Raw genomic sequence first — 20,181 nt, forward strand, 5'->3', positions numbered from 1 at the left:
CATGGCCATCAAACAATCCTTCAAGCGCCTGCTGGGCAGCGCCTATCTGCACAGCTTCGGCCGTATCCGCCTGAGCGACGCCGGCGCGGTGCTGATGCTGCACCGGGTAGTGGCCGATTCCACGGACGCCAGCCTGCCCCATCGGGCGCCGCTGTGCGTCGGCCAGGGGCATTTCGAACACTTGCTGCGCTGGCTGCGTCGGCACTTCGACTGTGTGCCCTTGCAGCACCTGCTGGAGTTGCCTGCGGGCGACCGGCCCCGGGTGGCCCTGACCTTCGACGATGGCTGGCGGGACAATGCCGAGGTCGCCTATCCCCTGCTGGAGCGCTACGAGATGCCGGCGAGCATCTTCCTGTCCACGGACTTCATCGGCAAGCGCCAGGGTTTCTGGTGGGAGTCCATTGGTGAAACCCTGTGGCAACAGGCCGACAGCGCCGCCGCTCAACCGCTGTTGACACAGTTGCGGGCCCTGGCGCTGGCACCACCACCGGAGCTATTGCAACCCGGCGCCAGCCGCGCTCGCAGCGGCATCCTCGGGGGCTACCTGCAACAGCTCAAAGGCCTGCCGCCCCAGACCCTGCAAGCCCTGGCCGACAGTTGCCCCGACGACAGCGCGCCCCACAGCCTGGACTGGGCCCAGGTCCAGCGCCTGGAACGCTCGGCACTGGTGCGCTTTGGTCCCCATGGTGCCAGCCACGGCATTCTCACCCGGCTTGACGGCGCCGCGATGCGGGCCGATCTGCAGCGCTCCCACCACGCCTTGCAGGAGCACTGTCAGGCGCCGCTGGAGGTCTATTGCTACCCCAATGGCGATCACAATCCCGAGGTGCGCGCAGCGGTGGCCGAACTGGGTTATCGCTATGCCCTGGGCACCCGCCCGGGGCTGATCGAGGCCGATGGCAATCCGCTGCTGGCCCTGCCCCGCATCGATGTCAGCCACGCCAGCGCCGGACGCCCCGGGCTGCTGGCCTGGCGCCTGCTCCAGGGAGCCCGGGCATGAAGCGCGGCAGCTACCTCTGGCACCTGGCCCTGAGCATGGGCACCCGACTGGCGATGATCGGCCTGCGGCTGCTGCGCAACGTGTTGCTGGCGCGCCTGCTGGGCCCGGCGGATCGCGGCCTGTTCGCCCTGCTCAGCACCCTGCCGGACCTGATCGCGGCCCTGACCAGCGGCGGCCTCAATACCGCCGTCGGCTATGAAGCCGCCCGCCAACGCCCCATGGGACTGTTGCTGACTCAGGTGCTGGTCTACGGCTGCCTGCTGGCCAGCCTGCTGACGCTGGCCGGGCTGGCCCTGATGAACACCTGGGGCAGCCACTGGGAACTGAGCCTGCAACTGGGCGACCTGGCCTGGCTGTTGTTGCTGGCGGTGCCGATCACCGTGCTCAAGAGCGGTCTGTTGACCCTGCACAACGCGGACGGTCGGGTCGAAGCCTTCAATGCCCTGCGTCTGCTGGAATCCCTGGTGCCACTGCTGCTGTTCGTCGGGCTGTGGTGGATCTGGCGCGACCAGCCGCTGTCGGCGGCCCTGGTCAGCTGGCTGGGCGGCACCGTGCTGGTGGTGGTGGTCGGCTGGTGCTGGCTGCGCCGCTGGCATGACCTGCGCTTGCGCTGGCAGGCCGGTGAGCAGGGCAAGCTGCTGCGCTACAGCGCCCAGAGCCACCCGGGGGTGTTGTCGCAACAGTTGATGCTGCGCTCGGACTACCTGTTCATCGGCGCCCTGCTGGACCCCGTCGCCCTGGGCTGGTACGCCATGGCCAGCGCGGCCGCCGAACTGCTGCTGATCATTCCCGAGGCGGTGACCACGCCGCTGATGAAACGCCTGCTGCAACAAGGTTCCGGTATCGAAGAACTGACGGCCCTGGCCCTGCGCCTGACGGCCACGGTAATGCTTGGCGCCTGCCTGGGCATGGCGCTGATCGGCCAGTGGCTGATCGTCACCCTGTTCGGCGCCGCCTACGCCCCAGCCTACGACGCGCTGCTGGCCCTGCTGCCAGGGCTGTTCGGCCTGTGCTACGCCAGCATCCTGCGCCTGGACCTGCTGGGCAAACAGCGCCCCGGCAGCCTGTCGCTGCTGCTGGCCGGGGGCGCCCTGCTGAACCTGATCCTCAACGCGGTATTGATTGCGCCACTGGGCATCGTCGGCGCCGGCCTGGCCTCGTCGATGGCCTACCTGGCGGTGAGCCTGGTGATGCTCGGCCTGTACTGCCACCTCAGCGGCGTGGCCTGGTACCGCACCCTGATCCTGCTACCTGGAGACATTGTCTACGTGCGCCATCTACTGCGCCCTAAGGAAACGGCCTGATGAAACCCTGTTCCCTGCTCGCCCTGATGCTGATCGCGGCGGCCTCATCCCTGCACGCGGAGCCCATGCAATGGGGGGATATCCGCGACGGCAGCCTGTATCTGCAAGCCGACAGCGCCGACACCCTGCAACTGCGCTGGAGCCCGGCCTGGCAAAGCGACGCCAACCAGGAACAGCTGTACCTGCTGCAACCGGACGGCCAGTTGCTGCAACAGCTGGACATCCGCGCCGACCAACCTTACGGCCAGCGGGAGATCCAGCTGCCCGCCGCCCGCGGCGACTATCGCCTGCAAGTGCCGGGCTACAGCTTTCGCAACTTCAAGGTCGGCCACGACCGTTCGACCCTGGCCCAGTTCGAGCCGGCCAAGGTGCATTTCAGTGCCGATGTGCCCAGCGGCGTCGAGCTGTACTTTCGCGTGGCCGCCGGAGAGCAGGCGCAGCTGGCGGGCAAATACTACGGCGGGGTCAGCGTGCTTCAGGCCACGCGCCTGAGCGACGGCCAGCAGGTACGCCTGCCGTTGGTGGAGCACCCGCACTATGGGCAGTTCGACCAGAGCGCCTTGCCGGTGGCCCAGCAGGACGAAGTCTGGCGCCTGTCCCTGGGCGGCTCCGGCAAGGTGGCGTTCTGGCTCGACGGCACTGCCAACCTGTTCGCCCAGGACCTGCGTCAGCTGCACCCGCTGCAATGGACCCCGGCGCGGGTCGAGCTGCGCCTCAAACCCCAGGTGCGCGGTCCCAGCCCGCACCTGGGGATCGCCCTGCCCTATGCCGAACCACCGTCGTCGACCTTCGAACTGCTGCGCGCCCTGGGCCCGCAGGCTGCCAACTTCTACAGCTTCGTCGATGTGATCCAGCAAGAACCCCAGCGGGAAATCACCTTTCGCCGGCTGTACCGCGAAGACTTCAAGATCGAGCGCGACATCACCTTGCTGGCCGGCACCGGCCGCCGGGCCGTGCTGGACGCCGACAGCGCCACCCTGGCCGGGCTCGACGCCTGGCTGGCGGACAGCGTGCGGCTGGGCAACCAGGGCCTGCATTACCTGGCCTTTGCCGACGAACCCAACCTCAACTTCCCCAGCTACGCAGCGTTTGCCGCCTATTTTGCGCAAATGCTGGAACACACCAAGGCCAACTCCGACGCCCGCGCCGCCGGAGTGCGCATTGCCATGCCGGTGAGTTCACGACTGCTGGACGGTCCCTTTCGCATTGGCGCCGGGCAACGCCGGGGCATCGACTGGGCCCGGCAGTTGCTGGCCAAACACGGTGCCGACATCGATGCCCTGGCCTGGCACGAATGGATGGTCCGCGACCTGCTGGCCACCCGTCGCTATCGCACCAGCGTGCGCGCCGCCGCCGATCTGGTGGGCCTCGATGAGCAGGGCCGGCCACGCAAGGCGCTGTTGCTGAGCCAGACCAACATCTCCAGTGGCCCGGACCTGAGCCCCTATCAGCAGGACACCCACTACGCCGCGCTGTGGTGGACCTCGGTGGTGATCAACGCCTCCCAGGACGGTCTGCTGGACATGCTCAACTGGTTTCAGGCCGCCGACGAACCCGAATACCCCAAGGGCATGCTGTCCCAGCAGGATGCCCAGCGCTTCAGCCTGAAGCCGGTGGCCGTGGCCCAGCAGTTCATCCGGCAGCATTGGCTGGGCCAGGTCCAGGCCCTGGACAACCCCTCCTTTGAGGTGGATGCCCTGGCCCTGCGCGACGGTCAGCGCCACAGCCTGTTGGGGGTGGCCAAGACGCCGCGCACGCAAAACGTCGAACTGGGCGACGCCAGCATCTGCCAAGCGAACCCCACCCTCGAACTGCTGGGCGCCGATGGCCGCAGCCGTCACACCGAGCTGCACTGCAGCGATGGCCGGGCCAGCTTCCAAGTGCCCGGTGAAACCCTGTTTGCCTTGACCTGGAAAACCCTATGAGTCGCTTGACCGGCCTGCTGGCCAAAATCCGCCGCAAGGGCCTGCGGGGCAGCCTGCGGGTCTTTTCTGAACGCTTCTTCTATTACCACTGGGAGCTGCTGACCCTGGAGCGCTCCCTGGCCTTGCCGGTGCCCTGCCCCATCAACCCCAGCCGCTGGCCCCAGGTGCCCATTACCCGGGAGTTGCTGCCGGCCTTCGACAAGTACTTCAAGGCCCAGCTGCCGGCCATTCGCGGCCTGCTGGACAAGGGCAACCGGGGCAGCGCGCACCTGGACCCCGACGGCAACGTGATGATGATGGTCTGGGTCAGCGAGCGCGATTACTACGACGATCAGCTGTACCGCTGCTGGATGCGCATGCCGCCGGGCTGCCTGTATCAGTTCGCCGGTGAATGCGCGCCGCCGTTTCGCGGCTCGGGGGTGGTGATCCTGGCGCAGAAGATGCTCTGGGACGAGTACCGCGAGCGGGGCTTCAAAGCCACCCGGGCCCTGGTCAATGTGCGCAACGAGCCGGCGCTGAAGATGCACATGCGCCTGGGTTTCCAGGAAGTCGGCGAATCCCTGCACGTCTACTGCCTGCTGCGCTGCCTGCATTTCCACCGGCGTCGCCCTTATCACCAGACGCGCCTGCATCACTTGCGCCGGGGTCGCCTGGCCGAGTCACCGGCCCCAGCCACTGAAATAGACAAGGAGCGGACGTGAACCTGCGTTGGCAATGGTGCACCAGCCTGAGTGCCCAGGATTTCCCCGTAAAGGCCTATGAACAGCTGCGACAAACCGTCGAGCAGGCCACGCCGTTCAATCGTTTGAGCTGGTTGCGAGGCGCCGAACAGGCACTGCAGGATCAGCAGCTGCAGATTCTGCTGGGCTGGCAGGACCAGCGCCTGCTGCTGTGCCTGCCGCTGATCCGCGGCCGCGAATCCAGGGCCGGGCTGACCCTGCAGGTGGTCCGCCACCTGGGCCATCCCTTGAGCGACCGCCTAGCGCTGCTGGTGGCCGCTCAAGCACAAGACGCCATGCCCGCGGCCCTGCGGGAAATCCGCCGGCAACTGCCCCATGACCTGCTGCAATTCCATGAACTGGTGGATGCCGCCCCCCTGCTGGCGCCCTGGCGCCGGGCAAGCGGGTACAGCGAACAGTCCCTGAGCTGCCGCGCGCCAGAACACCTGATCGTCCCCAGCGACCAGGAAGAAGCCAGCGGCACCCTGCGTTACGAGCTGCGCCGGGCCAAAAAGCGCTGTGCGGAGATTGACGCCCGGGTGATCCGCGTGACGCCCCAGGCCGACGGTATCGATGCGGTACTGGACATGCTCCGCGAGGTGGAACAAGCCAGCTGGAAAGGCGCCGACGGCCTGGGGATCTTCTCTGGAGCACAACGCCAACAGTGGATGCACACGGCGTTGCATGGCCTGGCGGCCGAGGGTTGCGTGCGGGTGGTGATGCTGGAACACCAGGGCCGCTGCATCAGCTATCGCCTGGGCCTGCTGGAGCGCGGTCGCCTGTATGACTACAACATCGCCTTCCTCGCCGACTACGCCAACCTGGGCAGTGGCCGCCTGCTGCTGGACGAATGGATTCGCTGGGGCCTGGAGGAAGGCTGGCAGTGGGTGGACGCCTCCAGGGTCAGCCTCAGCCGCTCCAGCCATCAGTTGCATGAACGCATGAGCGGCCTGGTGGAGCACCAGCGCTGGAGCTTCTACTCCTGGCGTCCCCGGGGCCTGCTGGCCGGTGTTGCCGAGCGCCTCTGGCAACAGCTCAAACCTCATCTCAAGGCCTGGCGCGAGCGCCGCCAGACCACCACCGCACAAGGGGCTCGCCCATGAAACACACCCCGGCCGTCACCCGAGCGCAGCGGGTCATCGTCAACGCCGACGACTTCGGCCTCGACCTGGACTACAACCAACTGACCCTGCGTGCCTTCCAACGCGGGGTGATCAGCTCCGCCACCCTGATGGCCAACATGCCGGCCTTCGAGGATGCCTGTCGCTTGAGCCACGAGCACGCCTTGCTAGGACGCATAGGCCTGCATTTCAACCTCACCTACGGCGCGCCCCTGAGCCAGGGCATCCGCAGCCAGGCACTGTTCTGCAATGCCCAGGGGCAGTTCGACCTGAACCTGCCGCGCTCCGTCCTGCGCCTGCCGCCGGCAGCCGCCGAGGCCGTGTGGCAGGAACTGGCGGCGCAATGGCAGCGCTGTGTCGACCAGGGGCTGCGGCCCAGTCATATCGACTCCCACCAGCACGTGCACAATCTATGGCCGGTGGCGGCCATCGTTGCCCGCTTCGCCGCCCGCCAAGGGGTGCCGGTGCGCCTGGCGCGCAATGTCGGCGGCAATATCGGCCCCCTCAAGCGCCTGTTCAAAAGTGCGTTGAACCGGCGCATTGGCTGGCTCGCGGGACGCTGGGTGAACACGGTGTGTACGCCGAAGGATCTGCTGGACGGCTTCATCCCCGAGGGGGTGGTCGAAGTGGTGGCCCACCCGACGCAGTTGGCCGACGGCGATTTTGGCGACGATTACCTGCCCCCGGAACAATCCCTGGAGCAACTGTTGAACCGCGCCTTGCCCAGTCATCAGCGGATTGCCTACAGCGAACTGTGAAAGCGGACCGGGCGTGACCCGGGAGCATTCGGTCGCTGGATCGTATATGGGACGGGAACTAAATATTTCAAAATCTATCAATGATCTCTTAATGATAGATTAATCCTAAATCAGCACTCTGTTCCGGAGCGCACTGGCCCGCAACGCTTTCAGGGCTTCGTGCAGCGGGTTCAGTCCCCAGACTGAACCGTCATTGCCTGTAATGGAGAACCAGTATGAACACACACAAGCGCTTTGCCCTGGCCGCCCTGGCCCTGTGCGGATTCAGCGGCCTGGCCCAGGCCTCGGATGTCAATGTCGAGGTGGTGCCCTATGAGTACGGCATGCGCCTGGACGTCGCCAAGGTCATCTCCATGACCGAGCCGCCGACCAGCCGCTGTGAAGTCGTGACCGCCAATATGCGCTACATCAACAAGGCTGGAGAACTGGCGGAAATCTCCTACCAGAAGCACGCCCATGCCTGCATGTACGAAAACTGATGCGCCGTGCCCTAGCCAGAGCGGCCCGCGCTGGTGAGCGTTGTCAGGGGACCGCGCTCAATGGGCCCTGCGCTTGAGTCCAGACAGCCCGCCCGGGGCATTGGCCAGGTCGTAGCGCAGTTCGGCGATCAGTTCGTTGATTTCCCGGCAGCCATTGAGCTGCGCAGCGTCGATACCGCTGACCACCAGCTCGACCCGGTCGGTTTCATGGTCACCATAGACCTTGACCGTCATCGACAGGTCCGGGCTCAGGGTGCATTGGCAGCGTTTGGGCAGAAAGCTGCTCTCAATGATGTTGCGCAGTTCCAGGGCAGATAAAAACATGCTGACGCTCTCCTTTTATTCAACACGACCAATGATTGGGCGAATGCCTGCTGGCCGCGACGTCCATGTTCGCTAGCGATTCTGGCTCAGGTCCGTTTTGTCCTGACAGACGGAGCCAGACTACAGAGTAAGCGGCTTTGGCGACCTTGCTAAATTCGATTTCGCTCTCAGTACCAGGGGTTTTGACTTTAACGCCGGGAATGGCAGGCGGTTGCGCTGTTGGTTTGCCGCCCCGCAGAATGCCCGGGTCGTTGTGCCAGCCTTGCTCAACAGCGTGGCCCGCTCGAAGAGTCACACCTGATACAAGGCTGATCCTTGCCCTCGCCCGGAGTTCCCTCCTTGATTACCTGCCATGTCAAATACGTGATCGATCCCTACCAACTGGCCGAGTTCGAAGCCTATTCCAAAGCCTGGATCGCTGTGGTCAGGCGTTTGGGCGGCACCCATCATGGCTATTTCCTGCCCTCGGAAGGGGCCAGCAACATTGCCTATTGCCTGTTCAGCTTCCCGTCCCTGGCCGATTACGAAGCCTACCGCCAGAGCGCTCTGAGCGATCCGGACAGCGTGGCCCTGGTGGCGTCGGTGATGAAGAAAAAATTCATCCTCAGTTACGAGCGCAGCTTCCTGCGCCCGCTGCTCTCCTAAGAACCTGCCGGGCAGTGTTCCGCTTGCCGGCGAAGAGGCCTGAAAGGCGGGTGCCGCCCTAGCCGGCATCTTCGTTGGCAAGCTCGCGTCTACATCGGCAGGCTGCTCAAGGCGGCGCGTTCGACGACGTGGCGCAGGCTGTCGAAATTGATGTTGGCGCCGGAGTCGATGGCCACCAGGGTCTGGCCGCTGCTGCCGCTGCGGGCTACGTATTCCTTGATCCCGGCCACCGCCAGGGCGCCCGACGGCTCGGTGATGGAGCGGGTGTCGTCGTAGATGTCCTTGATCGCGGCGCACAACTGGTCGTTGCTGACGCTGATCACCTGATCCACGTGATGGCGGCAGATCTGGAAGCCATGCTCGCCGATCTGCGCCACTGCAACGCCGTCGGCAAAGGTCCCGACCCGGGGCAATACCACCCGTTCCCCCGCGGCGAGCGCCTGTTGCAGGCAATTGGAATGCTCGGATTCGACACCCACGATACGGATCTCCGGCCGCAGGTATTTGACGTAGGCAGCGATCCCGGCGATCAACCCACCACCGCCCACCGGGACGAAGATCGCGTCCAGCGCCCCCTGTTGCTGGCGCAGGATCTCCATGGCCACGGTGCCTTGGCCGGCAATCACATGGGGGTCATCGAAAGGTGAAATAAAGGTGCCCCCAGTGCGCTGGGCCAGGCTCAGGGCGTGGGCCAGGGCAAAGGGAAAGCTTTCGCCATGCAGGATCGCCTCGGCGCCACGACTGCTTACGCCCAATACCTTGAGCTCAGGAGTGCTGTCGGGCATGACGATGCTGGCCTTGATCCCCAGCTCCCGCGCGGCCAGGGCCACCCCCTGGGCATGATTGCCGGCGGACGCGGTGACCACCCCGCGCTGCCTTTGCTCGGCGGTGAGCTGGGCCAGACGGTTATAGGCGCCGCGGATCTTGAAGGAAAAGGTCGGCTGCAGGTCTTCGCGCTTGAGCAGGATCTGGTTGCCCAGCCGCTGCGACAAGGCGGGCGCCGCCTGCAGCGGCGTGCAGATCGCCAGGTCGTAGACCGGCGCGGCGAGGATCATCTTCACATAGCGTTCCAGCAGGGCCATGTCGGCGCTGGGCTGGGGCGTGCTGGCAAGACGGCTGGGGCAATGCATGATGGATCTCCTGGCTGTGTTCGGAGCCCGGGAGACAGAGAGAAAAAACCCGCCTCCAGGGCGGGTTGGGTGCAGTCGTCAGCAAGCCCGCCAATCAGGAATGGCGGTAATAATGCTTGGCTGGGAACGATTGGCAGAAAAAGTCATGGACCGGAAACTAACCGCGCCAGCCCCTGGCGGTCAACGCATTTCTGCGAGGCTCACGCACAGCAACACCGCTCCCCCACCTGCTCCCCGCTTGCGGCTGACTATACGAAACATATACGATTCATATATTCCCTCAAGAGAGCCCCCTATCCACATGGGTATCGTCAAAATCTCCGATGAACTGCACCAGCAGATCCGCGTCGCCAGTGCCGCCATGGACCGCTCGATCAACGCCCAGGCCGAATTCTGGATCAAGATCGGTCTCTTGGCCGAGCTCAACCCACACCTGGCCTATAACGACCTGATCAACAAACTGCTGCTGAACAAACCCGACCTGCTCAGGGGGCGCCCATGACCCAGGCCCTGATCAAGACCCCGGAACAACTGGCACTGATGCGCGAATCCGGGCGCCTGCTAGCCCAGGTGTTCGACTTTCTCGACGGTTTTGTCGCCGCCGGCCTGTCCACCCTGGAGCTGGACAGCGCGGTGGAACATTTCATCCGCCATGAGCTCAAGGCACGCCCGGCGAGCAAGGGTCAGTACAACTACCCCTACTGCATCAACACCTCGATCAACGAAGTGGTGTGCCACGGCATGCCGCACCCCAAGGCGGTGCTCAAGGACGGGGATATCGTCAACATCGACATCACCCTGGAGAAGCACGGCTACATCGCCGACGCCAGCAAGATGTACCTGATCGGCCAGGTCGGCCCCAAGGCTCAACGCCTGGTCGACACCACCTTCGAGGCCATGTGGGCGGCGATCAAGGTGGTGCGCCCGGGCGCTCGCCTCGGCGACATCGGTCATGCCATCCAGTCTCACGCCGAAGCCAGGGGTTACAGCGTGGTCCGCGAATACTGCGGCCACGGCATTGGCCGGCAGATGCACGAAGAACCGCAGATCCTGCACTTCGGCCGCCCTGGCACCGGCCTGGAACTGCGCGAAGGCATGGTCTTCACCATCGAACCCATGCTCAACCAGGGCAGTGCCCGGGTCCGCGGGCTCAAGGACGGCTGGACCGTGGTCACCCGCGACCATGGCCTTTCCGCCCAGTGGGAACACACGGTGGCGGTGACCCGCGACGGTTTCGAAGTGCTGACCCTGCAAGCGTCTTAAGGCTCACATGACCTTGTCGCCATGGCCGGTGAGCCGGCGCAGCCCCAGGGACATGGCCCCAGCGGCCAGCAACATGGCCAGCAGCAACAGCGAGTACGCGATCCACCACGGCGTGCCTGCGGTCATCATGCTGAATTCGGACATGCCGCCGATGCTGGCAATCAGGTTGAGCGGCAGGAACACCACGTTGATCAGGGTCAGTTTGCGCAGCAACTGGTTGGTGCTGTTGTTCATCAGATTGCCCCGGGCATCCATCAGCCCGGCGAACACCGTGGAGTAGATCTCCGCCTGCTTGTAACACTGGTTGTTCTCGATGATCAGGTCGTCGATCAGGCCGATGGCCTGGCTGCCGAACTGCTCCTTCTCGGCGTGGTTGCGCAGGCGGGTCAGCAGCGCGCCGTTGCTGTGCAAGGCATTGAGGTAATAGATCAGGCTCTCGCTGAGATTGAACATCTGCATCAGGTGGCGGTTTTCCATCGAGCTGTTGAACTTGTGCTGCAGCTCCCGGGCCACCAGCTTGATCACCTTGAGGTGGCCCAGGTAGTGATGGATGTTGTTGAACAGCAGGTCCAGCAGCACATCCAGCGGGCTGTGCAGGTTGTGCCGCGCCCCCAGCCCCTGGAGCGGCGTATCGTCGGGAGCGATCACCAGCAACCGGTCCGCAGAAAACAGCAGGCCGCAGGACGACACCTCGAAGGACAGGCTACCGCCGCCGGAATAGTTTTCCGGGCGCTTCCAGATCAGGAACAGGTAATCGGGATGAAACTCGATGCGCGACACCTCGTCCGGGTCCAGCGCCGAGGCCAGGGCGTGCTCATCGAGCTTGAAGGCACTGTGCAGCAAATCACGCTCTGCCAGGTCCGGGTTGCTGAACAGCATGACCTGGGCATCCAGTTCCGGGACGGCTTGCAGGCCGCCATGGGCCAGTCGATAGCTGTGGATCATCGCCGCCTCACCAGGCCTGGCCGCGACGCTTGAGCTCCAGGCGGCGCACGAACTCTTCCAGTACCAGGGAATACAGGTCGTCCTGCAGGTAGGCGTCCTCGATACCGGCGTCGAGATTGGGGTTGTCGTTGACCTCGATCACCACCACCTTGTCGCCGGACTGCTTGAGATCGACCCCGTACAGACCGTCGCCGATCAGGTTGGCCGTCTTCACAGCCAGCTCCACCACGGCCCGCGGCGCCTCGTGTACCGCCAGGGTGCGGCACTCGCCGTTGATGTCCTGGCCCTTGGCCTTGTGGTTGTAGATCTGCCAGTGGCCCTTGGACATGAAGTACTGGCAGGCAAAGATCGGCTTGCGGTTGAGCACGCCAATGCGCCAGTCGTACTCGGTGTAGAAGAACTCCTGGGCCAGCAGCAGCACCGAGTGCTCGAACAGTTCGGCGGTGGCCGCCAGCAAGGCCTGTTGGCTCTCGACCTTGATCACGCCTCGCGAGAAACAGCCATCGGGAATCTTCAGCACCAGGGGAAAGCCCAGGCGTTCGCCGACCCGTTCGAAGTCTTCCGGTCGCTCCTTGTAGAGGATCTCGGTGGCGGGCATCCCCAACTGATGGCCCTTGAGCAGGTCAGTGAGGTAGACCTTGTTGGTGCAGCGCAGGATCGAGGTGGGGTCATCCATCACCACCAGCCCTTCACTCTCGGCCTTCTTGGCAAAACGATAGGTGTGGTTGTCGACGCTGGTGGTTTCGCGAATCAGCAACGCATCGTATTCGGCAAGACGGGAGTAATCCTTCTTCTCGATCAACTCCACATCGATGCCCAGCCCCTTGCCAACCCGGATGAAGCTTTCCAGCGCCCGGGCATTGGAAGGCGGCAGGACTTCTTGGGGATCGTGAAGTATCGCCAGGTCATAACGGGCCAACTGCCTTGAGCGTGGAATACGCCAGACCTTGCGACTGAAACTGTCCAGAGAGTTGGCGAACTGATCTTCCTGATCCTCTCGCAACTTATGCAAGGCCCCGGACTTCACGCCTTCGATACGCCATGTGTTAGTTCGTTTGAAATCAACTAACAAGATCGGACACGGAAACAGCTCGAACAACTGACGAGCCAGTTCCTGCAAGGGCTCGATATGGGTCCGGCCAAAATACAGCGTCAGGGTAAAACCTTCGGTATCACTGTAGAGGTGATTGCTCAGGGCTTTTTCCAGGGCCTTGTCCAGGTCGTCCAGGGCCAATCCATAGAGGGCCTTGCGGGTCAGTTCACTGATGGTCCGTACCGATGGAATCACCCGGTGGCCGCGGGCTTCAGCCAGCAGCGAGCAGTAGTAGCCGTGTCCCAGGTACTTGTAGCTGCGGCACAGGTTGATCACCTGAACCCGTTTTCCCGGAGCACGTTCGCGGCTCTGCTCGAGGTACTCCTGGGCCGTGAGAATATCTTCACTGGGAAAGTAGGAAGCCCAGTCTTCCTTGCGTTCGACAATGATAATCACCTGACTTGAAGCTTTATCCCCAGGGGAAAAATAACTTGCCGAAGTGATTGTCGCCGGCAAACTTTGCTCGGATACTTCTCGCCAATGACCTTGTACCGCTGACATAAAGTTCGCTCTCGCTTAAGAACCTGACCCTTTCTATTAAGCACGAACTTTTTTCGAAGTCTCGTTTCGTTACGCAACTTTTACGGCGGTTATATGGATCTTGTCTTTCGCACTGCAACCCCCGACGATCTGCCGGCGCTGGTGGCCCTGGAACAGCAATGTTTCACCAGCGACCGGCTGACTCCACGCAGCTTCCAATGGATGATCAGCCGCGCCCACGGGCAACTGCTGGTGGCCGAGCATCAAGCGCGATTGCTGGGCTATGCCGTGGTGCTGTTTCATCGCGGCACCTCGCTGGCGCGGCTGTATTCCATCGCCATTGCCGAAGACGCCCGGGGCCTTGGCCTGGGCCGGCGCCTGCTGCAACGGATCGAGGCCTGTGCCCTGGAACACGACTGCGCCTATCTGCGCCTGGAAGTGCGCACCGACAACCCGGCCGCGATTGCCCTGTACGAACGCCATGGCTACCGGCGTTTTGCCCGCATCCACGACTACTACGAAGACCACGCCGACGCTTTGCGCCTGGAGAAACGCATTCTCCAGCACCGTGAGACCCGCAGCATCCGCGTGCCCTACTACCAGCAGACCACCGACTTCACCTGCGGTCCGGCCTGCTTGCTGATGGCCATGGCCGCCCTGCAGCCATCGCGGCCCCTGGAGCGCCGAGAGGAACTGCAGATCTGGCGTGAAGCCACCACCGTATTCATGACCGCCGGCCATGGCGGCTGCAGCCCCCAGGGCCTGGCGCTGTCCGCCTGGCGCCGCGGCTTTGCCGTGCGCCTGCAGGTCAACAGCGCCGGGCCATTGTTCCTCAGCGGCGTGCGCGACGAGCATAAAAAGGACGTCATGCGCCTGGTCCACGACGAGTTCTGCAAGGAGCTGGATGCCAGCGATGTGCAACAGGTACTGGGTGGCCCTCTGGACCTGCCGAGGTTACTGAGTGCGGGCGGCCAGCCCCTGGTGCTGATCAGCAGCTATCGCCTGACCCGCTCCAAGGCGCCCCATTGGGTGATAGTCACCGATTGCGACGAGGACTTCGTCTACCTGCATGACCCGGATGTCGACCATAGCCAGCATCGCCAACCGATGGACTGCCAGCACCTGCCGGTCAGCCACAGCGAGTTCGACAAAATGTGCAGCTTCGGCAGCAGCAAACTGCGGGCCGCCGTCATCCTCTCCACGCGCGCCCAAGCGTAGGAGCCGGCTTGCCGGCGCAGCGGCCCTGCCCTCGCCGCCCCTTGGTTGGCGAGCCCGCTACAGCAGCGAGCTGGCTCGGGGATGGGGATGGCGCGGATTATTCCAGGCCAACCTTGTACAGGCCGCCCTGATCCTCGTCGGTGAGGATGTAGAGATAACCGTCCGGGCCCTGGCGCACGTCACGGATACGCGCATTGAGGTCGCCCAGCAGGCGCTCTTCATGGGTGACACGGTCGCCATCAAATTGCAGGCGGATCAGTTCACGGCTGGCCAGGGCGCCGATAAACAGGTTGTGCTGCCAGGGTTTGAAGCGATCACCGTCATAGAACGCCATGCCGCTGATGCCGGGTGACTTCTCCCAGACATGATGAGGCCCCACGGTGCCTGGCGCTGTCTGGCCGCCGGCCTCGGGAATCGGTTGGCCGGAGTAGTTGACCCCGTGAGTCGCCAGAGGCCAGCCGTAGTTCTTGGCCCGTTCGATGAGGTTGATCTCGTCACCGCCCTTGGGTCCGTGCTCGTTCTCCCACAAGGTGCCGCTCCAGGGGTTGAGCGTCGCGCCCTGTGGATTGCGGTGGCCGTAGCTCCAGATCTCCGGACGCACCCCGGGCTGGCCGACAAAGGGGTTGTCGTCCGGCACCCGGCCATCGGCGTACAGGCGCACGATCTTGCCCTGGAGTTTGTCCAGGTCCTGGGCGGTGGCCCGGTTGTTGTTCTCGCCCAGGGTGATGAACAAGTAGCCGTCGCGGTCGAACACCAGGCGAGAACCGAAGTGGTTGCCGGTGGACAGCTTCGGCTCCTGGCGGAAGATCACCTTGAAGTCCTTGAGCCCGCTCAGGTCGTCGGCCAATCGGCCCCGGCCGACCGCAGTGCCGGCTGTGCCGTTCTCGCCACCGCCTTCGGCGTAGGACAGATACACCAGGCGGTCCTGCTTGAAGTCCGGCGACAGCACCACGTCCAGCAAGCCGCCCTGGCCATTGGCCCAGACCTTGGGCACCCCGTTCAAGGGGGCCGAAAGCTTGCCGTCCGGGCTCACCAGCCGCAGGCTGCCGGGACGCTCGGTGACCAGCATGCCTTGGCGATCCGGCAGGAAGGCCAGGGCCCAGGGGTGGTTCAAACCTTGCACCAGCGGCGTCAGGCTCAGAGTGCCCTGCTCGCTGGGAAACGACTGTTCGCCCGCCGCCGAGACCGGCAACGCGCTGCCCAGCAGGACGCTGGCGCACAAGGTGGCGAAAAGGGTTTTACGCAACATGCTCGCTTCCTTCTGTGGATCAAGAAATTCCTTCGCGCCCCCAGGCAGGCGGCGCCGACAACGCAGTACACCGGCATCTTAGCGCCGGTTGTTCGGATCGTTGGCTCGGGGGCTTTGCACTCGGGGATCGGGGTTGGGGCGCTGCACGCCGCCCCGGGGATAACCGTTGCCGATACCACCGTTCTCCAGGGTGGGCCGCCGGACGCTGGGGGCGGTGCTAGGGCCGCGCACAGGCGGGCTGATGGGCTGGGTGCCCTGCATGCTGTTGGGATTGGCCCGGCGAATGGGGTTGCTGTAGGGATCGTTGTTGCCGCTGTTGGGCAGGTTCTGCGCCAGCAGCAGAGTGCTGGGCAAGTGCGGGGACGGGAGCGGTTCAGGAGCGGCGGCCCAGACGGCGCCACTGGCCCAACTCAGCGCGATGAATGCGGCAAACCTGCGAGCCAGACTGTTCATGACAAGCCTCCTGAAGAGCGACAAGGTATCGAATACGATTCCACGCTACGCCCAGGGTTCGGCTTTGTTAATTAAATAATCCTGCAGAACATGTAACACCCGGTATCCGCGGCCCGCCATTGGCGGCGCCGCGTTACCGCTGTGCAGAAGGCGGATGGCCCATCAGATATAGATGAACAGCAACAGCAGTGCGGCGAAGATCGCCCACTTTTCCAGGTAGTAACGGGTGCGGTTGCGCTTCTTCAGTTCCTTGCCCCGCAGGCGGATCTTGTACAGCTTGTTGAAGGCACGGTTCAGGCCACCGGTCTTGTCCCCGGCATCGTTGGGCGAACCGGCAGCGGACATCACCGTGCGGCTGAACCAGCCGTTGAACGCCGCAGCCCAGCGATACTTCATCGGCCGCTCCACGTCGCAGAACAGAATGATGCGGTTCTGATCGGTGGTGTTTTCCGCGTAGTGGATGTAGGTCTCGTCGAACATTACCGCTTCGCCGTCGCGCCAGTGATAGCGCTCGCCATCGACCTCGATGTAGCAGCCTTCGTTGTTCGGCGTGGACAGCCCCAGATGGTAGCGATAGGAACCGGCATACGGATCGCGGTGACGCACCAGCTTGGAGCCCGGTGGCAGCTCGGCAAACATCGCTGCCTTGATCGAGCCGATGCTCTGCACCAGCTCGGTGGTGCGCGGGCACAGCTTCATCGCCGAAGGGTGGCTGTCGCCGTACCACTTCAGATAGAAGCGTTTCCAGCCGGTCTTGAAGAACGAGTTGAAACCCACATCGTTGTACTGATCCGAGCGCTTGATCTCACCGGCCTGCAACAGGTTCTGGCCCTCGGCACGAATCTCTTCCCAGTGTTCCTGCAGCTTGTTCATCTCGGGAAAGTCGGCCGGGTCCAGGTAGGGCCGGTTGGGAAACTTGGAGAACAGATAAAGGAAGCAGTTGATGGGGGCCAGGAAGGTGGAGTGATCACTCAGTTGGCGACCCAGCTTGTGGCGCACGCGCCCCCGCAGGTGTACGTACGCAATGGATAAAACGTATACAGCGGCAATGATGAGTTTCACGGAAATTGTCACACTTCAGAAGAGAGCATGCTGCGCCCCTGAAAGCCCGAAGGGCCAAAGGCAAATGGCAGCGTCTGAGTTGAAAAAAGCGCAATCGGCGAACATCTTCGTCGTCGATCCGACCCTCGGCGTCCGGCCGTCGGATCGCATTTTAGCCACAGTTTGTAACCAATGGTTAACTCAAATTTGTGAAAAGCTGCGCGACTTCTGTCGAAATTTGCCTGTATTGCGCCAGGTTTTGCTTCAGCTCAATAAAATGCCCTCCAGCGCTCTGGCCGGCACAAACGAGCTGTGTTGGCCGGACTCCCGAGGTATCCTGCCGGGCGCTTTTTTTCTTTGTACCCGGCAAGGATCGCTGAATTGATAGACCCCACACCGCTCCCGATCCTGGTCCTGCTGCCTGGAATGGATGGCACCGGCAGGCTGTTCGACCCCCTGCTCCACGCCCTGCCCCCGAACGTAGCGGTGCAGGTGCTGCGCTATCCCACCGATCAGGTGCTGGACTACCCCGCCCTGGTAGAGCGGGTATGGCAACAACTGCCGCTGGACCGTCCTTTCGTGTTGCTGGGCGAGTCGTTTTCCGGGCCGGTGGCCGTCAGCATCGCCGCCCGACGACCCAGCGCCTTGCTGGGGCTGGTGCTGTGCAGCAGTTTTGTGCGCAATCCACGTTCGGCACTGGCGCCGCTGTCACCGTTGCTCAAGCTGCTGCCCTTGCGACACCTGCCATTCTGGCCGATGGATGCCTTGTTGCTCGGCGGCTTTTCCACTGCCTCCCTGCGCAGTGCCCTGGCGGCAGCCATCGCCCAGGTGACGCCCCAAGTACTGCGGGCCCGGTTGCAGTCAGTGATTGCGGTGGATGCTAGCCAGGCCCTGGTGGCCACGGATGTACCGCTGCTTTACCTCCAGGCCCGCCACGACCGGCTGGTGCCGGCCTCGGCATCCATCCTGATCCGGCAACTGCGCAAGGACGCCCGACTGGTGGCCATAGACGGCCCCCACTGCCTGCTTCAGGCCGCACCCACTGAGGCCGCCGTGCACTTGCAGCGGTTCATGCACGAGTTGGCTCAGGCCCGGGTTGCACTTAACGGCAGTTGAACATCGGCCATTGCGGCGAAAATCCCTACCCGAGCGTCATACAACTGCTCGGTTACATATGCGACAATGCGCACAAATTCCAACATGCACCCCGCACTCTTTGCTCAGCAACCCGGCCCCGTCGCCGGAATGTTGCGCTCGACGTACGCCCGCTGGCTCAGTTCCACACCCAGACCGGCCCGACCTGGAAGGCTCCAGATCGCGCTTCGTGGATTCAAGGCTGGCGCTAAATCATTGGTAGGTAAGTAATTGATCTCCACAGCTAACATCACCATGCAGTTCGGCGCCAAGCCACTGTTCGAGAACGTTTCGGTCAAGTTCAACGGTGGCAACCGTTACGGCCTGATCGGCGCCAACGGTTGCGGCAAGTCGACCTTCATGAAAATCCTCGGTGGCGACCTCGAGCCGTCCGGCGGCCAGGTCATGCTGGAGCCGAACGTGCGCCTGGGTAAACTGCGCCAGGACCAGTTCGCCTACGAAGAATTCACCGTGATCGACACCGTGATCATGGGTCACGAAGAGCTGTGGAAGGTCAAGGCCGAGCGCGACCGCATCTACTCGCTGCCGGAAATGACCGAAGAAGACGGCATGGCCGTGGCCGAGCTGGAAACCGAATTCGCCGAGATGGACGGCTACACCGCCGAATCCCGCGCCGGTGAGCTGCTGCTGGGCCTGGGCATTCCCCTGGAACAGCATTTCGGCCCGATGACCGAAGTCGCTCCGGGCTGGAAGCTGCGGGTGCTGCTGGCCCAGGCGCTGTTCTCCGATCCGGAAGTGCTGCTGCTGGACGAACCGACCAACCACCTGGACATCAACACCATCCGCTGGCTGGAAAACATTCTCACGGCGCGTAACAGCACCATGATCATCATTTCCCACGACCGGCACTTCCTCAACAGCGTCTGCACCCACATGGCCGACCTGGACTACGGCGAGCTGCGCCTGTTCCCGGGCAACTACGACGAGTACATGATCGCTGCGACCCAGTCCCGCGAGCAGCTGCTGTCGGACAACGCCAAGAAGAAAGCCCAGATCGCCGAACTGCAGACCTTCGTCAGCCGCTTCTCGGCCAACGCCTCGAAAGCCAAGCAGGCCACTTCCCGGGCCAAGCAGATCGACAAGATCCAGCTGGCCGAAGTCAAGCCATCGAGCCGGGTCAGCCCGTTCATCCGCTTCGAACAGACCAAGAAGCTGCACCGCCAGGCGGTGACCCTGGAGCGCATGTCCAAGGGTTTCGATGGCAAGACCCTGTTCCAGAACTTCAGCTTCACCATCGAAGCCGGCGAGCGCGTGGCGATCATCGGCCCCAACGGTATCGGCAAGACCACCCTGCTGCGCACCCTGGTGGGCGAGCTGACCCCGGACGCCGGTACCGTCAAGTGGACTGAAAGCGCGGAAATCGGCTACTACGCCCAGGACCACGCCCATGACTTCGAAGACGACGTCAGCCTGTTCGACTGGATGGGCCAGTGGACCCAGGGCGAGCAGATGATCCGTGGCACCCTGGGCCGCATGCTGTTCTCCAACGACGAGATCCTCAAGTCGGTGAAGGTGATTTCCGGTGGTGAGCAAGGCCGCATGCTGTTCGGCAAGCTGATCCTGCAAAAGCCCAACGTGCTGGTGATGGACGAACCGACCAACCACTTGGACATGGAATCCATCGAGGCCTTGAACCTGGCCCTGGAAAACTACCCGGGCACCCTGATCTTCGTCAGCCACGACCGTGAGTTCGTCTCGTCCCTGGCCACTCGCATCATCGAGTTGAGCCCAAGCGGCGTGACCGACTTCAGCGGCACCTACGACGACTATCTGCGTAGCCAGGGCGTGATGTTCTAAAGCAGCAGCCTGTTTCAAGCCACAAGCGTCAAGAGAAGCCCCGTCCGTTGTGACGGGGCTTTTTCGTATGCGCCCCCCTCTC

Annotated in this window: 21 protein-coding genes; 14 read left to right on the plus strand and 7 right to left on the minus strand. The window is 63.4% G+C overall.

What is annotated here, in order from left to right; translation table 11 throughout:
• The first annotated feature begins 1 nt into the window (after window position 1).
• The 7 genes from LOY69_RS15645 to LOY69_RS15675 all read left to right on the plus strand — a co-directional run bounded on the left by LOY69_RS15645 (window position 2) and on the right by LOY69_RS15675 (window position 7,306).
• Window positions 2–1,000, plus strand: a complete 999-nt coding sequence (locus tag LOY69_RS15645) for a polysaccharide deacetylase family protein (protein ID WP_265073173.1) — start codon at window positions 2–4, stop codon at window positions 998–1,000.
• Window positions 997–2,304 carry a lipopolysaccharide biosynthesis protein gene (locus tag LOY69_RS15650; protein WP_110653188.1) on the plus strand — a complete coding sequence of 436 codons (1,308 nt, stop codon included), beginning with the start codon at window positions 997–999 and terminating at the stop codon, window positions 2,302–2,304. The genes LOY69_RS15645 and LOY69_RS15650 overlap by 4 nt, the downstream gene beginning before the upstream one ends.
• On the plus strand, window positions 2,304–4,229 hold the full coding sequence (locus LOY69_RS15655) for a hypothetical protein (RefSeq protein WP_265073174.1): 1,926 nt from the start codon (window positions 2,304–2,306) through the stop codon (window positions 4,227–4,229). The genes LOY69_RS15650 and LOY69_RS15655 overlap by 1 nt, the downstream gene beginning before the upstream one ends.
• Window positions 4,226–4,930, plus strand: a complete 705-nt coding sequence (locus LOY69_RS15660) for a GNAT family N-acetyltransferase (protein WP_102863534.1) — start codon at window positions 4,226–4,228, stop codon at window positions 4,928–4,930. The genes LOY69_RS15655 and LOY69_RS15660 overlap by 4 nt, the downstream gene beginning before the upstream one ends.
• Complete coding sequence (locus LOY69_RS15665; RefSeq protein WP_102879273.1) at window positions 4,927–6,051, plus strand: GNAT family N-acetyltransferase; 1,125 nt, start codon at window positions 4,927–4,929, stop codon at window positions 6,049–6,051. Before LOY69_RS15660 ends, LOY69_RS15665 begins: the two co-directional genes overlap by 4 nt.
• A complete protein-coding gene (locus LOY69_RS15670; RefSeq protein WP_265073175.1) occupies window positions 6,048–6,827 on the plus strand; it encodes a ChbG/HpnK family deacetylase in 780 nt (259 codons plus the stop codon). The genes LOY69_RS15665 and LOY69_RS15670 overlap by 4 nt, the downstream gene beginning before the upstream one ends.
• Window positions 6,828–7,042: 215 nt before the next feature.
• Window positions 7,043–7,306: a DUF2790 domain-containing protein gene (locus LOY69_RS15675; protein ID WP_102879271.1), complete on the plus strand. Its 264-nt coding sequence runs from the start codon at window positions 7,043–7,045 to the stop codon at window positions 7,304–7,306.
• Between the two features lie 57 nt (window positions 7,307–7,363).
• Here LOY69_RS15675 and LOY69_RS15680 read toward each other — a convergent pair whose 3' ends face one another.
• Window positions 7,364–7,630 (minus strand): DUF1652 domain-containing protein, encoded by a 267-nt coding sequence (locus LOY69_RS15680; protein WP_102863530.1) that lies wholly within the window; start codon window positions 7,628–7,630, stop codon window positions 7,364–7,366.
• A gap of 339 nt (window positions 7,631–7,969) precedes the next feature.
• Between LOY69_RS15680 and LOY69_RS15685 the strand changes: the two genes are divergently transcribed.
• On the plus strand, window positions 7,970–8,275 hold the full coding sequence (locus LOY69_RS15685) for an NIPSNAP family protein (RefSeq protein ID WP_102863529.1): 306 nt from the start codon (window positions 7,970–7,972) through the stop codon (window positions 8,273–8,275).
• Window positions 8,276–8,364: 89 nt separating this feature from the next.
• Here the strand turns inward: LOY69_RS15685 and ilvA are convergent, their stop codons facing one another.
• Window positions 8,365–9,405, minus strand: a complete 1,041-nt coding sequence (ilvA, locus tag LOY69_RS15690) for a threonine ammonia-lyase, biosynthetic (protein ID WP_265073176.1) — start codon at window positions 9,403–9,405, stop codon at window positions 8,365–8,367.
• Window positions 9,406–9,706: 301 nt separating this feature from the next.
• On the opposite strand from ilvA, the gene LOY69_RS15695 reads away from it, so the two are divergent.
• On the plus strand, window positions 9,707–9,907 hold the full coding sequence (locus tag LOY69_RS15695; protein WP_102863527.1) for a ParD-like family protein: 201 nt from the start codon (window positions 9,707–9,709) through the stop codon (window positions 9,905–9,907).
• The gene (map, locus tag LOY69_RS15700) at window positions 9,904–10,668 is read left to right on the plus strand and encodes a type I methionyl aminopeptidase (RefSeq protein WP_110597033.1); all 765 of its coding nucleotides are present in this window, start codon (window positions 9,904–9,906) and stop codon (window positions 10,666–10,668) included. The genes LOY69_RS15695 and map overlap by 4 nt, the downstream gene beginning before the upstream one ends.
• 3 nt (window positions 10,669–10,671) lie before the next feature.
• On the opposite strand, the gene LOY69_RS15705 is transcribed toward map, so the two are convergent.
• Together LOY69_RS15705 and LOY69_RS15710 are read right to left on the minus strand one after the other, a co-directional pair.
• Complete coding sequence (locus LOY69_RS15705; protein ID WP_110597034.1) at window positions 10,672–11,613, minus strand: magnesium transporter CorA family protein; 942 nt, start codon at window positions 11,611–11,613, stop codon at window positions 10,672–10,674.
• A gap of 7 nt (window positions 11,614–11,620) precedes the next feature.
• Window positions 11,621–13,207, minus strand: a complete 1,587-nt coding sequence (locus tag LOY69_RS15710; RefSeq protein ID WP_102879267.1) for a RimK family protein — start codon at window positions 13,205–13,207, stop codon at window positions 11,621–11,623.
• Between the two features lie 93 nt (window positions 13,208–13,300).
• Here LOY69_RS15710 and rimI point away from each other — a divergent pair, with 93 nt between their 5' ends.
• Complete coding sequence (gene rimI / locus LOY69_RS15715; RefSeq protein ID WP_253085524.1) at window positions 13,301–14,404, plus strand: ribosomal protein S18-alanine N-acetyltransferase; 1,104 nt, start codon at window positions 13,301–13,303, stop codon at window positions 14,402–14,404.
• A gap of 97 nt (window positions 14,405–14,501) precedes the next feature.
• On the opposite strand, the gene LOY69_RS15720 is transcribed toward rimI, so the two are convergent.
• The 3 genes from LOY69_RS15720 to lpxO form a co-directional block, all read right to left on the minus strand.
• Window positions 14,502–15,653, minus strand: coding sequence for a PQQ-dependent sugar dehydrogenase (locus LOY69_RS15720; RefSeq protein ID WP_102879265.1), 1,152 nt, complete (start codon window positions 15,651–15,653; stop codon window positions 14,502–14,504).
• 78 nt (window positions 15,654–15,731) lie between these two features.
• Window positions 15,732–16,106 carry a hypothetical protein gene (locus tag LOY69_RS15725; RefSeq protein WP_102879264.1) on the minus strand — a complete coding sequence of 125 codons (375 nt, stop codon included), beginning with the start codon at window positions 16,104–16,106 and terminating at the stop codon, window positions 15,732–15,734.
• Window positions 16,107–16,268: 162 nt separating this feature from the next.
• Window positions 16,269–17,168 carry a lipid A hydroxylase LpxO gene (lpxO, locus tag LOY69_RS15730; protein WP_102863520.1) on the minus strand — a complete coding sequence of 300 codons (900 nt, stop codon included), beginning with the start codon at window positions 17,166–17,168 and terminating at the stop codon, window positions 16,269–16,271.
• Here lpxO and LOY69_RS15735 point away from each other — a divergent pair.
• The 3 genes from LOY69_RS15735 to LOY69_RS15745 all read left to right on the plus strand — a co-directional run bounded on the left by LOY69_RS15735 (window position 17,131) and on the right by LOY69_RS15745 (window position 20,099).
• Window positions 17,131–17,532, plus strand: coding sequence for a hypothetical protein (locus tag LOY69_RS15735; RefSeq protein ID WP_265074928.1), 402 nt, complete (start codon window positions 17,131–17,133; stop codon window positions 17,530–17,532). The genes lpxO and LOY69_RS15735 overlap by 38 nt on opposite strands.
• The gene (locus LOY69_RS15740) at window positions 17,529–18,263 is read left to right on the plus strand and encodes an alpha/beta fold hydrolase (RefSeq protein WP_265073177.1); all 735 of its coding nucleotides are present in this window, start codon (window positions 17,529–17,531) and stop codon (window positions 18,261–18,263) included. Before LOY69_RS15735 ends, LOY69_RS15740 begins: the two co-directional genes overlap by 4 nt.
• Window positions 18,264–18,512: 249 nt before the next feature.
• On the plus strand, window positions 18,513–20,099 hold the full coding sequence (locus tag LOY69_RS15745; protein ID WP_265073178.1) for an ABC-F family ATPase: 1,587 nt from the start codon (window positions 18,513–18,515) through the stop codon (window positions 20,097–20,099).
• Window positions 20,100–20,181 lie beyond the last annotated feature (82 nt).

This window comes from Pseudomonas sp. B21-059 (genome assembly GCF_026016285.1).
GTDB classification, from domain to species: domain Bacteria; phylum Pseudomonadota; class Gammaproteobacteria; order Pseudomonadales; family Pseudomonadaceae; genus Aquipseudomonas; species Aquipseudomonas danubii.